The following is a 15,267-nucleotide window of genomic DNA, read 5'->3' on the forward strand; positions in this document are numbered from 1 at the left end:
TCACCCTGCCACTTTTGTGATTTCGAAAGTCGCGTATGTGCAAATGACCGTTATAATGGTGAGAATAACTGCCAACGTAGCGGCTACCCCATAGTTATGAACCTGAAGAGTAAGGTAAACAATGTTTACTGTGATAACGTTACTGGCCTCTACACCTCCAAGCAGAAGTGGAATTAGAAAGCCTCCCATGTTCCACCCAAAGCAAGCTAAAAAGCCAGCTATCGCACCGGGAGCTGACAAGGGAAGTACAACCTTCAGAAATGTCTTTAGAGGTGTAGCTCCTAGCGCGTATGCCGCCTCTTCTAACGCAGGGTCAACTTCGCTGAGCGCCGAAGAAACATAGAGAACCATGAAGGGCAGAGTGAATATCGAGAACCCAGCTATAACGGCGTAAGGAGTGTAGAGTATCTGCTTGTAGGAGATGCCGAAGAATGAGTAGAAGAAATCGAAGAGGCCGCCCGGGAGAAACATGTTCCACAACCCGTAAGAGACGTAGATGTCCCCAAAATAGGGAAATATCAAGGATGCTCTGAGAAGATTTTGAAACTTCACTTTACCGCGAACAAGGAAATATGCTAGGGGGTAACCTAGCGCGAGGTCAATAACAGCAGCTGCAAAAGGGTACAGCAAGGTATTCGTTACCGTGCTGGAGTAGCTTTCAAGAACCTTAACGTAGTTCTGTAGTCCTACGTAAACGGGTTTTCCAAGTATGAATGAATCCCCGCTGGTAAGGCTCATTATAGCTATGTTGATCAAGGGGATGAACCAGAAGAGAATTAGGTAAATCACGGTGGGTATCAGCAAAGCTGCGTAGATGGCTCCACGGCTTCTATCGCCGTTGTGCATGAGAAAAACCCTCCTTTTTACGTAATTAAAACTTGCGAGGTTTATCTAACCTCTTACGCCCGTGAGCTGCCGGTAGAGGCTAGACCACTCTTCAGTATGCTGTTCAATGTAGTCGTAGTCTGGAATAACGTACCACTGGAACATTTTGTCCAGAGGGTACGGGTACACGTTCGCATACATGGGTTTGATCCAGTCAGGCAGAAGATTGAAGTTGGTATCATTAAGTAGGTTTTGATGAAGCATTAGGAAGTCCTCCTTAGATTCCCTGTAGTGGGGGAAGTCTAAAGCGAACCAGAACTCAGGGCTCATCAGGAAGTTAATGAAGATTTGAGCGAGGACGGGGTGTTCGACTTTCCTTGGTATCCAGGCTATACCCGGCACAAAGACGCTCCCTTGCGGTTGTGCCACTCTAGCTACAGGATAGCCCTTAGCGGCTTCGACCGGCGCGAGGTACCACCACCAGGCTACTGCCCATGCTTCTCCTCTCTCTAAGAGCTCCATAATTTCAGCTTCAGAAACAGTGTATCTAAGGACGTTGGGGTGTATCTTCGCAGCCGCGAATTCGATTACTTCTTTCATTTCGCCTGGATTCTTGTAATCTTTACCTAAAGCTAGCGCAAGATTCACTAAAAAGTTGGCAAAGTGCACTGTACCGGGGGTTGGTAGAAGAACATGGCCCTTTAGCCTGGGATCGGCCAGATCTCTATAATCCTTTATCCATCCTGCTTTCTCAGTGTTAATAAGCATTCCAGCCGTATCTATTGCTTGGAAAATTACTCCATGAGGCTGGTACTGCATAAAGAATGGATTCACGTACCTGAGATTATTCATTAGCGGGTTACCGATGTATATTACCGGCTCAACAGCATTAGCTTTCAAAGCTCTAAAGAAGTACGGTGCCTCTATCGCTACTACATCGTATGGGGGAGCCTTGCCGGCCCCCAAAGCCATGAGGACAGAGGAAATTATCGCTTCAGGTTCCTGTGTTCCAACCCATGTAACTTCTATATCTACGCCGTATTGCTTCTTTACATACTGCTTAAAGGCAGGGACGTGGAAAGTCTCTACAAGACCGCCATACGTCCAATCGGCTATGACTACTTTTCCCTCTTTTCTTATCTCAGCGACTATTTCGCTGTGCGTCATCCACTTATCTAGGATAGGCACATAGTACACTCTCTCAGCAACAGGTGCTGTGGGCGCTGTCGGAGTAACTGGTGCAGGTGTTCTCAACCAGCCGTAAGTAGCTATAACGGCTAAAACTACCAGTAGGATAATCAATACAGTCTCTAGCCTTGTTATGGCTCTCATGCTATCCACAGGTTTAACAAAAACATATATTTTAACTTTGTTCCTGTTCTATTTATTTGACTATCGGATGAAGTTCTTATACCCAGTTCTGAGGGGCATGCTAATATACGCGAGGGTAAAAACAGGATTATGATGAGCTTCGCCATTACTAGAGATCCTGTGCTTAGCACTTCTCACTCGGGTGAGGTAGCCGAGAAGCGACCATGCCTCCTGGGGGTTTCACCTATATCTGTATATGTAGTCCACGCTGCTCTGAGGGCGGCAAAGGATAATAGCGCTCCCATCCTTTTTGTTGCTTCCCTGAATCAGGTCGATGTAGACGGCGGGTACACGGGCTGGACACCCGAATTATTTGTGAGCTACGTTTCTGAGGAGGCAGATAAGCTGGGTTTTCAAAAGGAGTGCGGCGTGGTTTTCGAGCTTGATCATGGTGGTCCTTGGCTGAAGGATGAGCATATTGTGAAGAACTACTCCTATATGGAAGCAGTAGATAGCTTTCTGAAATCATTAGAGGCTTTTATTCGTTCAGGCTTTACTCTCGTGCACATCGATGCAACGCTTGATCTCGAGAGACCTGGTGGTGTAGCTGAGCTGAGCACTGCAGCGGTGCGAACTGCTGAACTTATAGCTTACTCAGAGGAAATTGCTAGGGAGTGCGATGCTAAGCTAAGCTACGAGATAGGGAGTGATCGATGGGGGTACAAGTCGCCAGAGCAGCTTAGCGATTTCATTACTCGCGTATTTCTTGAATTGAAGAAAAGGGGTCTCAACCCAGGGAAGGTTGTTTTCGGAGTAGCCGATGTTGGGACGAAGGTCGAGCCCGGGAATAGGGTTGATCCATTTGTTGTAAAGGCTTTCTCGGAGGTTGTGCAGAGCCACGGTCTTCGTTTAAAAATTCACTCGGGTGATTTTCTCGAAAACCCTGAAGTGCTACCGCAGACTTCTGCGGGAGGTGTGAACATAGGCCCTATGTTTGCTCACACAATGTATTCTACAGTTAAGGAGGTGCTGCAGCGTCACCACGATGCAGTGGCTGCTGAGAGGCTGCTAAGGGAGCTTAACACTCTTATAGTTTCTGGAGATAAGTTAAAGAAGTATACAGCTGGAGAGGCTGAGGAGTATAAGCTTGGCATCGCCTCAAGGTATATCTGGTCTACAAGGAATGCTGAGACTCTTCTAAGTAGAGTATCTGATGAAACCGGAGTCGATGTGAGAAAACTTATCGTCGATAGGATATACGGGGAAATCTCTTCATATATTCAGAAGCTGGGTTTGCAGGGTCTGTTGACGCATATGGTAAATTTGAAGTGATAAAACTGTGGAGGGTGAAGAGGCTGGTAGAGGCATCTGTACTGCCTAGGCTAGACTCAAAGAGACCTTAAACAGTTTTCACGACTCTATCTATATGGCGAGGCTCGTCGGGGTTATAACCCAAGAGGAGCGCCCTTTCCACAGCGAAGTAGTACATCGCAATGGCATGCAGAAGGTATGCGAACTGGGAGTTCATCCATAGGGGTATCTCCAGGTCTGAGCCTTTTTCATCGGAGATGTAAAGAACATCAAAGCCGCGGTGACGTAGTTCGTCGACTAGCCTATGCAGGTAATCGACAGAAGGTGAGCTGGAAGCCGAAAGTACCACTAGCTGTAGGTCCTCGGCGTGCTCCCGCAATGCTAAGGGTCCGTGCCTGAACTCTAAGGCGTGGAGCGCTGTGGAGAAAGTGTAGGATACTTCGACCAGCTTAAGGCTTGCTTCAAGAGCTACAGCGTAGAGGCTCTCCGGAGCGAGAACCACGAAGTTTCTCTTACTGAGAGAGGTTTTAACTAGCTCTTGAATGTTCTCACGCTTGCTGGAGATCCTCTCAACCCCTTCTGAGAGCTTCATCAGCTCAGCTTTAACGTCCACAACGTGCGCTTTCTTCTCAGCGAGAAGAAGCGAGAAAATCAACCCTAGCAGCGAAAGCCCAATGAACGACTTTGTCATATAATGGCTTTTCTCAGCACAGACACTGAGCGCAACTGAGGCATCAGATTCTCTGTGTAGAGTGCTCCCCTCGGAGCACGTCAGCCCAATTGTGCTTAACCCCAAGCTGCGTGCCTGCCGCAGCGCTAGAACTACTTCTCTTGTCTCACCAGAGCGCGAGTAGAAAACTGCCGCTGGTGCTTGACCTAAGTCTTCACGAGTAGCTCTCGAGAGCAGGTAGATGAGCTCAGAGGCAGGTAGAGAGTAGCCTGAAACTCTGCTGAAGTGAAGAGGGTAGGCACCGAAGGATGCTGCGTAGTAGCTGCTCCCGCACCCTGTGTGCACTACTTTAGCTGGCTTAACGCTGTTTAGCGTACTCTGAAGTACTGCACTGATATCGCTGTACTTTTCCGCAAGAGTTCTAGCAACTAGGGCAGATTCCTGTATTTCAGCTAAGATTAGGAGCTTTTCCGGAGATTTACCTTTAAACATAAAAACACCTATTCAAACCAAAACTAGAGAGGTTTAATTATGTTTAAGTATTTCTCTACATGCTTTCTGTTTTTCTCGATACCTCCTGGAACATTTGCACTTATCCATATCTCCGGAGTCACTCCTCTATCGATGAGCTTCTCAATTGTTCTAATGTTAAGAAGCTGCAGGATGAACGAGTTAACGATTGTTGAAACCGGTGCAACCTTAATGTTGAGAGCGCTAACCTCGTAGATAGCATCACCCTCAGGAACCTTGTTATCAATGACCACGTCCGCTATCTCGTAGAGCTTCTTTCCGAGGGGGTTCTCGGGGGGTACTCGCCTCGAAAATTCGAGAGATGTGATCCCGATAACGTTTAAGCCTCTTTTCTTAGCACCTGCTGCCATCTCAACGGGCACTGCGTTCTTACCGGAGTTCGAGACTATAATTAGAGTGGAACCCGGCTTGGGAGCTACCGAGTTTAAGATCGTTTCAGCGTACCCAGAAACTCTCTCCAAAAACGTGCTTTTTATCGCTCCGTTAAGCGCCGATATGGAAATATCTAGGAGAGGATACACCCTGACTAATCCTCCTGCTCTGTAGAACATCTCTACAGCCATCATCATCGAGTGGCCTGTCCCAAAAATGTGGATAAAACAGTCTTTAGCAATACTATCAGCCATTAACTCTGCAGCTCTCTCGATATTTTCCTTTTCTTCAGCTGTAATCTTTTTAATAATTGTAATTACACTGTTTGCGTATCGCTCGTAGGCAGGTGGTAACGCTTCCATCACTATATGTGTTAGTTTAGGGAATATAAGCCTGCTGGGGGTCTTTGAGAAGGCCGGTACACTAGCAACTTCGACAGCCCAGTCGAATCATGTTGTCGTATATCCCATTTCTTTCAAGACCGGTAGTAGCTTAGATTTGAGCTCTTCCTTATCTATGAGGTTTCTCAAGAAGACTTTGCGGATAGGTTTATCTTTAAGAACTTTCTCAAAGTCCATGCTAGCAACTATTAAATCCGTGTCTGCACCGAGGCTCAAGCTGGAAATATTACTCGCGATAACTTCAGCCGGTATGCCCAGCTCCTTGAATATCTTCTCCAAGTTCATCTTTATAAGGAATACTGTACCCATACCCATTCCGCAGACAGCTACTACTTTAAGAGGCTTCATACCAGACCTTTCTCTGCTACAAGAACACTAAAACTTTACTCCTGCCGAGCACTCTAATACCGTGTTAAATAAAGCTCGACGAAAAGCATTTATAGTTAGAAAACGTAAGAAGAGCCGGCTATGATAGAAGCTTTAGCTAAAGCGTTACTGGATATTCTATCAACGCCCGCATTCACAATATCCCTTGTTGCACTAGTAGGTTTAATCGCCCTTCGAAAGAAGGCCTACGAAGTTATTACAGGCTTCCTTAGAACCTTCATTGCTTTGTTGATTGTAGTTGCCGGCGCGATTACGATTGTAAACGCTCTCTCCCCTCTCAACGGCCTCTTTGTAAGAGCTTTCGGCTTTCGAGGAGTTTACACTCTAGAGGAGGTAACCACAGCCTCCGCTATGGCTGCTGGCCTAGGCTTTGAGATCGGAGCGATTTTCGGCTTAGGCTTTATCCTGCACTTAATTCTGGTTCGCTTGCTAGCAGCCAGAACTCCCTTCAAGCACATCTACCTCACGGGGCACGTGATGTGGACCATGGCAGGTGCTATAGCGCTCGTTCTCTTCAACTACGGGTTAAGGGGGATGAGCGCGGCCACTCTCGGTGCAGTTCTCCTCGCAATATACCTGACCGTGGCACCAGCAATGGTTTGGCCCTTCGTCAGGAAGATTACTGACGGGCAGTGGAACATAGGTCACACCCAGGACTTCGGCCTTATGGTATTCGGCGGCTTGATCCCGCGCTTAATTAACAAGGTTACAGGAGGGAAGGCGGCGAAGATGGAGGCTGAAGGACTGAAGTTCCCCGAGGAGCTTGCCTTCCTGAAGCAGCCAGGCATAATTTCAGGCCTGATAATGCTATTCGTATTCCTTATTCCTACTCTCTACCTGGGTCCCGGAGTTATCGAGAAGGAGTTCAGCGGCGGTACAAACTACATTGTCTGGGCTATAATTCAGGCTTTAACCTTTGCCGCAGGTATCGAGGTGCTGCTCTTCGGTGTAAGGACGTTCCTGGGCGAGATAATCCCCGCATTCAAGGGAATAAGCGAGAGAGTGATTCCCGGAGCTATACCTGCGCTCGACGTGCCGACGGTGTACCCGCTCAGACCCATTGCGTTGATGCTAGGTGTAATTGTGCACGTAATTGTCGTGCCTTTCAGCACGATCCTACAGGCAGGCATGGGGCTGCCCATGGTGATTTTACCTAACGCGATCTACATGTTCTTCGTGGGAGCAACAACAGGAATTCTCGCTGACAAGGAAGGAGGAATTCCAGGAGTTATCGTAGGCAGTATCCTCTCCGCATTCTGGTATATGTTCCTTCCAATCTGGGCATACCCGTTCCTAGGTCTCGAGAAACTCGGCCTCACAGGCCTTAGCATGAGCGCGGACTGCGGAATCTGGGCTATAATCTACGGGCTAATACTCCGACCATTCTTCGGCAGGTAAAACCTTATTCTTTACCTATTCTTTTCCTATCCTTGCGCTATGCTAGAATTCTCTGCCTATAGACTTAATATTATCCTGTCTTCCTTACAAGGGTTATGGATAAAATAGGTTTTCCTAAAGCTTAGCTATTTTTGAGTGGTTATACTTCTAGCGAGCCTGCTGGCGTTCAGCTGTTTTCGGTCGATGTGACACGCGTAAGTATTAATGCCTAGCGACTAGAGTTCAGCATTGTTAGAGCCTGAAGCGCATAGGCCAGCTGAAGGTCCGGGGTATGCTAGCCGCTTGCCTTAGCGCTCAACGGCTTACTTCAGCAGGGCTCTCTTCAGCTCAGCGATGTCCCGCTGCACATCTACGAGAGTCTTACCCATCTCCACCATCATCTTCTGCACGTCTCCCAGCACCTGGTATACACCATCAATCCTCCTGTGCACGTCTCCCAGCACCTGGTATACACCATCAATTCTCTTGTTTAGTCTCTCATCCAGCTCGACAATCCTCATGTTCAACTTTTTATCCAATTCGTTGATTTGAGCATTTAGGGAGTCTGCAAGCATGTCGATCCGCTTGTTTGTGTCATCGATCCTCCTGTTTAGCCTCTCGTCCAGTTCTGCAATTCTCGCGTTCAGCCTTTCATCCAGCGCGGAGATTCTCGCGTTAAGAGAGTCCGTAAGTGTGTCAATTCTCTTATTTGTCTCATCAATTCTCTTGTTTGTTTCATCAATCCTTCTGCTGAGTTTCTCGTCAAGCTCAGCGATTCGAGCATTAAGGGAATCGGTGAGAATGTCGATTCTCTTGTTTACATCCCTGACGACGGCGATCGTGAGGATAGCCAGGTCTTCAGTCTTCAGCCTCTCTCCTCTCTCCACCTTCTCCAAAACAAGATCTAGAGCCTTATCAACCGCCACGGAAAGCAGCTCCTCAGCCACAAGCAGAAGACGAGCACGCATGTATAAAGCTTGCCGACTCCCGCGCCCCTCGTCCGGGAAAACGCTGCTCAAGCATCGTCTTCTCCAGTAAAACCTATCAGAGTTCTCCGCTCTGCGGAGGCTACAATCTAAGCTGATACCCGATTTTTTCGAGGACAATGCCTCGCACCCCTAGCAAGCGTTGGGATTCTGCTCTCGACCAGCCTGCGGGTCAATGTTTATCTCTTCTTTTTCGTGGAGGAGCGTGTGGACAGGGCGGAGGCCCTTAGGCTCGGTTACTCTCAAGTAGTCATCACTCCTAGCGAGCCTGCCGGGCACGTGCTCGCTGGCTACGTTCGGCGAAAAAGTAGATCGACAGGAGTTCACGACGATATAAAAGCAGGTGTTCTTACCCTTGAGGGCGGCGAAGCAGCAGCTCTAGTGACTCTAGACCTTCTGGGGGTTGACGAGAAGCTTTACAGCGAGCTTTACCGGCTCGCTGAGCGGATTCTCGGGAGAGCGCTCCTGATGGTTGCGGGATCACACACCCACTCTGCGCCGGCCTCAGCCTTCACCTCACCGCTCCTGACGTTCGGGGAGGAAGCTTTTAGAGAGGAATATTTCAGCGAGCTACTGGCGGCTGTGGAGCAGGGGCTGCTCCAGGCTACTGAGGCTAGCTCTCCCGCAAGCCTAGCAGTAGCTGAAGCGCCGGTGAAGGGGGTGGCTACGGACCGCGTCAATCCTAGCGGAAAGATCGACGATACCGCCACTTTGATCATCTTCAGGAAGCCTTCAGGAGAGCGCTGCGCCTTGCTGCACTTCGCTGTACACCCGACAGTGCTCGGCCCCGACAACCTCCTCATAAGCAGGGACCTGGTCGGGTATGCGGTGGACGAGATAGCCAGGCAGCTGGGTCTCGACACTTGCTTCTTTGCGAACGGGGCAGCCGCGAATGTTTCAACTCGCTTCACCAGGAGGGCTCAGAGCTTCGAGGAGGCGGAGAGGTTGGGGAAGCTGCTCGCAAGGCAGGTGGTTTCTGCCGCTGGGACTCTCTCCTGGGTGAGCTGCAGTAGCCTTCACGCCCGCTCTGCCGCGTGCGAGGTAAGGCTCGTCAACCCTCGGGAGAAGCTCGAAGAAGCTTTAAGCTCCAGAAGCATGGAGGGTGCTCACGGGAGGGTGTGGGAGTCCGTAGTTGAGGGGTTCGAGCTCCTCGAAAAACTGGCAGGTGCAGGCAATCTTCCTAGAGCTGGTGAAGCGAGGGTGGTTGGTCTCCGCCTGGGGGACAACCTGGATCTGGTGTTTCTGCCTTTCGAGATCCCCTCCGACTTCGCGCTGGAGCTGAAGCGCTCGCGAGGTCGCCGCAGGCTCGTCGTGTCGTACGCTAATGGATACTACGGCTACCTCGCCCCGAGAGGGGCCCAAGGCTATGAGTCGCTCTTCGAGCTTACCCGCCCGGAGGATAAGGAGAGGATTTTCGAGACTGTAAGAAAGCTTCTTGGATCAGACGCTGACCCAGGCGTCTGTAGCGCTTGACTTGTAAACAGCGTCGAGGAGCTGCTGGCTTCTCAGCCCTTCGCGGAGCGTTGGGTGGTAGTCCGGAGCGTGGCCGCTCAGGAACTCGAAGAATCTTTTCAGCAAGAGCATGTACGAGTAAACCCATCCCTCGAAGCTCTTCGGGAGGGGCCAGAGGAGGTCGGGGTACGCCTCCTCATACCCTCTCGATATTTTCTCCACCCTCCTCGTGCTCCGCTTGAACAGGTAAACTGCGTGCGGCTCAACCAAGGTGAACCTGACGCCGCCCGCATCCCCGTGAATCTCGACACGCATCTGCTCCTCGAAGCCAGGGGAGACTTTAGATGCTTCGATAAACCCTTTCGCCCTCCCAGCGTACTCGAAGACCGCGTAGCCTAAGTCCTCCACGTCAACCCTCCTGGTGGAGCCCGTCTGGGGGTCGAACCTTTCCTCGACCAGGGTGAAGACTTTCGCTAGCAGTCTGGCGATCTTCAAGCTTGTGAGGTGCTCCGCCAGGTCGAGCAGGTGGACTCCAAGGTCTGCGAAGACTCCACCTCCCGCGATCTCCCTGCTCATCCTCCACTCGAAAGGCGTGTCTCTGTACGCGTGCTTAGCGTGAGCTATCACGCCCCGGAACTCAAGCACCTCGCCAATCTCCCCGCTGCTTACCAGCTCCCGCACCGTAACCGCGGCAGGAGTGTAGCGAGAGACAAGGCATACAGTGCCGTGCCTGCCAGCCTTCTCCGCGGCGCGGAGTATACGCTCAGCACCTTCGAGGCTGACCGCGACAGGTTTCTCGAGGACGATGTCTGCGCCCTCCTCTAAAGCGCGCAGAGCGTAGTGCTCATGCGTGTTGTTAGGCGAAGCTATCAGCACGACATCGAGGTTTTTGAAGAATTCCTCCTCTCTGGTCGTCCACTCCTTGAAGCCGAACCTTCGGGCAAACTCCTCGGCTTTCGAGGGGGTTCTGCCCAGCACTTTGAGGAGCTCCAGCTCGGGGAGCGCTCTAGAGCTCGTCGAGAACTTCAGAGCGTTTACAGCCCATGCTTGCGCGGCAGCAGACCAGCCTGCGCCGACTAGTCCAACTTTCAAGCGCATTCCTTCCCGCCTAGAAGGTGAGCTTCCTCAGCTTTTCCTCCATGTCGACAGGCTTCGGAGGGAAGTCGGGGAGCTGCTGGTAGTACAGCTTGACTCCCATATCCAGAAGTTTGAGAAGGGCTTTATGCTCCTCCGCGTTTATGTCGAACGTTTTCTCGATCTTCACGCGCCCGGGCTTGAACCCCATCTGCCCCAGCAGCACAAAGCTCGGCTTAAGCCCCGAGCTCTCAACGAACTTCAGGACGTCGATGGGGTTCTCGAAGAGAGCTAGAATCCTATGCTGGTTTAAAGCATTCTTCACCTTGGCGGCTGCCTCCTCGATCTTAAGCACCTCGACGTGGATGCCGGGTGGGGCGAGCACAAGCTGCAGCTGCTTTAGAGCCGGGTTGCTGGCGATCTTATCGTTCACAACCCAGATGGAAGTAGCGTTGAACTTCTTCGTCCAAGCCGCAGTCACCTGACCGTGAATAAACCTGTCATCGATCCTTATGAAGAGGTTATCAGTAGCTCCCATGCATGCTACCCTCTCTAAACTGTTTTCTGTTCTACCCTCTATCTTCTTAAAAACCTTTGCAGGATGCCTTTCTCAGCCTTCTGAACACTCCTGTCGGGAAGCTCCGCGAGATCACTGCCCGCAAAAACCCTCACCCCCTCCCTCGCAGCTTGGCGCACTCTCTGGAGAAACTCTGGGAGGTTGTTTACTCCCTCATCGTTCATCAGCATCTCTAATAGCATAGGCATGTTAAGGCCCGTCACCACAGCTTTCACACGTGCTTCTTGAAGCAGCATGAGGGCTGCTCTCGAAGGCGTGCCGCCGAATAAGTCGGTAACGATTACCGTGTCGCCGTCAACAATCGAAGAAAGCTTGTCGTAGAAATTCTCGAGGCTCTCCCCCTCCTGGAGGTCGACGCAAGCTGCTTTCTGGTACACTGAAATGCCGAGTATCATCGCCGTAGCTTCCAGCATCGCGCACCCAAGCCTCCCGTGAGCTGCTAGCACGTACTTCAGGTGCCTCACCTCGCGTGCGAAGAAGCCATCCTCCTGTATGTATGTCTTACCCCTCTCACAGCTATCGAAAGCTCCAGAATGTTCTCCGGTAAAGCGACGCCCATCCGGTAACCGGAGTCGCCAATGTGGTGAACATCGCAGCCGCAAGCCTTAGAGGACAGGGCTATCTTCCTCACCGTGCTGGGCCTAGCCCCTTCCTGCGAGGTACCGATCGTACACATCACCACGCTATCGTACCTCTGAGCCAGCTTCACGACGCTTCTCACGGCTTCTGGAGTCGACCCGGGAACCGTGTAGGGAGCCGGGATCACCACGCCGTCAGCCCCCGAAGCAAGCACACGCTCAACGAGAGCCAGGTCGTACATCTCCTCACTCTTCAAACCACCCGAGTGCATCTTCCCACCGAAAACCAATGCCTTGTTCCCGACAACCCTTACCGCAAGCTCCACTCCAGCCGCTATCCGCTCCCACGTGACTCCCAGGCCAGGGTTTCCCGTAACTACGACAAGCCTTGAGCCCAGCTCGGTGACCGCTCGCAAAGCCTCGGGGGACAGCGTTCTACCCGGGGGGATGAGGCCCGGCTCCACGGGCTCCAAGTTGTTTCCGATAAACCTGCTCACGAACCTGGCGAGGTCTGAGATGCTCTTCACTTCTTCTGGCACCCCCTCGAACCTCGGGTTAAAAGCGTCGAGCATGTTGAGCAGCACTATGTCTGCGCCGAACGCCGCTGCAATCTCCACGTTAGATACCCCATCCACTAGTGGTGGCGCGGTCGCGACGACTTCAGCTGCGACGACTCTACCCTCTGAGCTCTGAATAGCTTTTTTGAAATCTGCCGCGGGGATGGTTGAAAGCTCTCTTCCCGTGAGGTCGAGCACTCTTTTCACCATGGCTTTCTGCAAAAATTTCACGAGGTTGCATTTTAACATGCTTAAGTAGTCTGAATGTATAAGCTATCACGAAAGGTTTTTATTTGAGTACCATGCGTAGAGGTTATGCCAGCAGCAATAGGACCCGTCGAAGTAGGGCTTCTGGGACTGCTGGCTTTCATCTTCGGCTTGGACTACATCTGGGTAACACCGCTGGGCATTTGGAGGCCTGTCGTCGCCGGAACCATCACGGGAATAATCTTAGGAGATCCCATCACCGGCCTAGTCGTCGGCTCCCTTCTCGAGTTCGTCTTCGCCGGGCTCTTTACGATCGGCGGCGGAACAGTGCCCGAAGCTGCTAGCGGAACTATAGCTGCGACAGTCCTAGCTATAACCATGGGCCTTAGGCCCGAAGCAGCCGTACCTCTAGCGATACCGATCGCAGTTCTCACTATGAACATAGAGATAATGGTCAGGTCTTTCGACGCTGTTTTCACCCACTGGGCTGACAGGGAGATCGAGAGAGGAAACTTCGGCGCAATACCCATGATCAACATACTGGGCGCTGTCCCCTGGGGTCTCAGCAGGGCCATACCGATATGGGGTTTCGTCGGTCTTCTGGCTGTCAACCCCGAGGCGGTTAAGGCTGCAATTGAAGCGATACAAGTGATTCACATCGGTCCCTTAGCGATAAGGTTCTGGGACGCTATGGCTGTAGCTGGAGCTGTCCTACCAGCGCTCGGTGCTGCGATCATGATGAAGATGATGCTATCTAGGAGAAACGTCATGTTCTTCGTCCTGGGCTTCGCGCTGGCAGCATACCTGAAGCTAAGCCTCGTGGCAATAGCCCTGATCGTCGGAGCCATCGTCGCTGCCATCTACTACTACGTGTTCAGGGATGTCCTCGAGGCTACGCCCGCGTCCTCTGGAGCTCCCCTCACCGGAAAAGCAACTACTAGGGACTTCCTGAGGTGGTTCGCTGTCTCGTGGTTCATCCAGTCCTCGTGGAACTACGAGAGGATGATGGGCACGGGCTTCGCTCACGGCATGCTCGAAATCGAGAAGAAGCTGAGGAAAGATCCCGAGGAGCTGAAGTCCTGGCTTAGGCTACACAACGAGTTCTACAACACGGAGCCTCACCTGCACAACGCGATTTACGGCATGGCGATCTCGCTAGAGGAGCAGGGCGCAGACCAGGACACTATAAGGGGCATTAAGACCGCTCTCATGGGACCGTTCGCGGGCCTCGGAGACTCGGTAATGTGGTTTACACTACTCCCGATTGCTTTCTTGCTCGGAGCCTCGCTAGGCGTGCAACGCAACCTCCTGGGCCCTGTCGTCGCGCTAGCGATATGGATTCCTGTCTCGTGGGCAGTAAAGTACTATACGCTCGTCTACGGGTACAAGTACGGGCTTTCCCTGGCTGAGATCCTCAGGGGTGAGTTCCTTAAGGTGGCTAGGGACGCCATCATGGCTTTCGCTATGGCGATTATAGGCGGCATAGCGGCTACTTACGTCCGCGCTACTACCCCAATTGTTCTCGCCGCCTACGCAGGCCAGCAGATCAAGCTTCAGCCCATCCTCGACCAGTTCATGCCCTCGCTGCTACCGCTGCTCTTCACCCTCTACGCTTACTGGCTCATCAAGAATAAGGGCTACAGCTACGGCAAGGCTGTCATCATACTATTCCTCACAGCCTTCATCCTGGCCCTGATAGGCGTGCTCGGATAGAGATTTTCCCTAAAGAGGCCTTTTTCTTTTAAATCTAGAGTTGGTCGGGCCTCTCCTCCCGAGAATCTGCTGCGTTTTTCTCTATCACGTAGCTTATAGCTTCGAGAACTCCTGCGGCCATGCTGCCGCTCGCCACGAAGTCGGCTATGCGCTTGAGGCTGGGGTGCGCGTTCCCGACAGCTACCCTCAAATCCGATACTTCGAAGAGGGGGATATCGGAGAGGCTATCCCCGATAGCGACCTTTAGAGAGGGCTCCCAGCCGCTCACCCTCAGTAGTCTCTCAACGCCTAGCTTCTTGCTGAGGCCGGGAGGTGCTGCGACGTACGTTCTTGAACCAACTTTCACGACATCTGCAGGGTAAGTCTTAGCGCTTTCAAGCAGCCGCCTCGCCTGTTCCAGCACAGTTTCGTCGAAGTAGTAGAGCACGCTGCCCACGTTGGCAGGAGGCAGCGCGCGCTTAAGCACCTCTACGAGGCTATCCCAGTAGTCTGGCTTGAACAGCACTAGCTCCCTAGAGAGCGGGAAGTAGATAGCCGATCCTAGCTCCAGAAGGAAAGCGTCGAAAACTCTCGGCCTGGGGATAAACTTCCTCATATCTCCGAGAGGCCTAGCTGTCGCTACAACCAGCCTAGCGCCACTACTCTCCTTAATGCTCCGCAGCTTCTCGAGAACCTCCGCATCGATACTCTCGTTCTCGGGCGCGAGAGTACCGTCATAGTCGATGAGAAACAAGACCCCAGGCACGCTCCCAGTGTTGCCAAAGAGCTATATATTTCTGGGCCTCGACCCCGCGTCAGCAGCCGTGACCCCCTCACGGGCCTGCTTCTCCTTCTCCACCAACCCCGATAGAGCCCTACCAGCCAGGCTTAAGCCGCACTTTCCGCTTCCCGCTGGGAGGGTCTTCAAGGAGCCCGCCGATCCCCGGAGCATCGCTGTG

15 protein-coding genes are annotated in these 15,267 nt (G+C 52.0%); 4 read left to right on the top strand and 11 right to left on the bottom strand.

What is annotated here, in order from left to right; translation table 11 throughout:
• Together QXU72_07910 and QXU72_07915 are read right to left on the bottom strand one after the other, a co-directional pair.
• Positions 1–846: an ABC transporter permease subunit gene (locus tag QXU72_07910; GenBank protein ID MEM0495166.1), complete on the bottom strand. Its 846-nt coding sequence runs from the start codon at positions 844–846 to the stop codon at positions 1–3.
• A 45-nt stretch (positions 847–891) separates the two neighbouring features.
• On the bottom strand, positions 892–2,157 hold the full coding sequence (locus QXU72_07915) for an extracellular solute-binding protein (GenBank protein MEM0495167.1): 1,266 nt from the start codon (positions 2,155–2,157) through the stop codon (positions 892–894).
• A gap of 129 nt (positions 2,158–2,286) precedes the next feature.
• On the opposite strand from QXU72_07915, the gene QXU72_07920 reads away from it, so the two are divergent.
• On the top strand, positions 2,287–3,468 hold the full coding sequence (locus tag QXU72_07920) for a class II D-tagatose-bisphosphate aldolase, non-catalytic subunit (GenBank protein ID MEM0495168.1): 1,182 nt from the start codon (positions 2,287–2,289) through the stop codon (positions 3,466–3,468).
• A gap of 67 nt (positions 3,469–3,535) precedes the next feature.
• Here QXU72_07920 and QXU72_07925 read toward each other — a convergent pair whose 3' ends face one another.
• The 3 genes from QXU72_07925 to QXU72_07935 form a co-directional block, all read right to left on the bottom strand.
• Positions 3,536–4,609, bottom strand: coding sequence for an SIS domain-containing protein (locus QXU72_07925; protein MEM0495169.1), 1,074 nt, complete (start codon positions 4,607–4,609; stop codon positions 3,536–3,538).
• Positions 4,610–4,632: 23 nt separating this feature from the next.
• On the bottom strand, positions 4,633–5,382 hold the full coding sequence (locus QXU72_07930) for an SIS domain-containing protein (protein ID MEM0495170.1): 750 nt from the start codon (positions 5,380–5,382) through the stop codon (positions 4,633–4,635).
• 87 nt (positions 5,383–5,469) lie between these two features.
• Complete coding sequence (locus QXU72_07935) at positions 5,470–5,769, bottom strand: PTS sugar transporter subunit IIB (GenBank protein MEM0495171.1); 300 nt, start codon at positions 5,767–5,769, stop codon at positions 5,470–5,472.
• 120 nt (positions 5,770–5,889) lie between these two features.
• On the opposite strand from QXU72_07935, the gene QXU72_07940 reads away from it, so the two are divergent.
• A complete protein-coding gene (locus QXU72_07940; protein MEM0495172.1) occupies positions 5,890–7,206 on the top strand; it encodes a PTS transporter subunit IIC in 1,317 nt (438 codons plus the stop codon).
• Between the two features lie 302 nt (positions 7,207–7,508).
• Here the strand turns inward: QXU72_07940 and QXU72_07945 are convergent, their stop codons facing one another.
• A complete protein-coding gene (locus QXU72_07945) occupies positions 7,509–8,111 on the bottom strand; it encodes a hypothetical protein (GenBank protein MEM0495173.1) in 603 nt (200 codons plus the stop codon).
• Positions 8,112–8,378: 267 nt separating this feature from the next.
• On the opposite strand from QXU72_07945, the gene QXU72_07950 reads away from it, so the two are divergent.
• Positions 8,379–9,644 carry a neutral/alkaline non-lysosomal ceramidase N-terminal domain-containing protein gene (locus tag QXU72_07950; protein ID MEM0495174.1) on the top strand — a complete coding sequence of 422 codons (1,266 nt, stop codon included), beginning with the start codon at positions 8,379–8,381 and terminating at the stop codon, positions 9,642–9,644.
• Here the strand turns inward: QXU72_07950 and QXU72_07955 are convergent.
• Genes QXU72_07955 through QXU72_07970 form a run of 4 tightly spaced genes read right to left on the bottom strand, consistent with a single transcriptional unit; the run spans position 9,612 to position 12,619 of the window.
• Complete coding sequence (locus QXU72_07955; GenBank protein MEM0495175.1) at positions 9,612–10,721, bottom strand: Gfo/Idh/MocA family oxidoreductase; 1,110 nt, start codon at positions 10,719–10,721, stop codon at positions 9,612–9,614. The genes QXU72_07950 and QXU72_07955 overlap by 33 nt on opposite strands.
• A gap of 10 nt (positions 10,722–10,731) precedes the next feature.
• Positions 10,732–11,235 carry a PTS sugar transporter subunit IIB gene (locus QXU72_07960; GenBank protein ID MEM0495176.1) on the bottom strand — a complete coding sequence of 168 codons (504 nt, stop codon included), beginning with the start codon at positions 11,233–11,235 and terminating at the stop codon, positions 10,732–10,734.
• A gap of 38 nt (positions 11,236–11,273) precedes the next feature.
• Positions 11,274–11,738, bottom strand: a complete 465-nt coding sequence (locus tag QXU72_07965) for a hypothetical protein (protein MEM0495177.1) — start codon at positions 11,736–11,738, stop codon at positions 11,274–11,276.
• Positions 11,735–12,619 carry a hypothetical protein gene (locus tag QXU72_07970; protein ID MEM0495178.1) on the bottom strand — a complete coding sequence of 295 codons (885 nt, stop codon included), beginning with the start codon at positions 12,617–12,619 and terminating at the stop codon, positions 11,735–11,737. Before QXU72_07970 ends, QXU72_07965 begins: the two co-directional genes overlap by 4 nt.
• Positions 12,620–12,724: 105 nt before the next feature.
• On the opposite strand from QXU72_07970, the gene QXU72_07975 reads away from it, so the two are divergent.
• Positions 12,725–14,329, top strand: a complete 1,605-nt coding sequence (locus QXU72_07975; GenBank protein ID MEM0495179.1) for a PTS system mannose/fructose/sorbose family transporter subunit IID — start codon at positions 12,725–12,727, stop codon at positions 14,327–14,329.
• Between the two features lie 34 nt (positions 14,330–14,363).
• Here QXU72_07975 and QXU72_07980 read toward each other — a convergent pair whose 3' ends face one another.
• Entirely contained in the window at positions 14,364–15,074 is a 711-nt protein-coding gene (locus tag QXU72_07980) for an HAD family hydrolase (GenBank protein ID MEM0495180.1), read from the bottom strand.
• Positions 15,075–15,267 lie beyond the last annotated feature (193 nt).

It is taken from the genome of Thermofilum sp. (assembly GCA_038741495.1).
Classification (GTDB): Archaea; Thermoproteota; Thermoprotei; order Thermofilales; family Thermofilaceae; genus Thermofilum.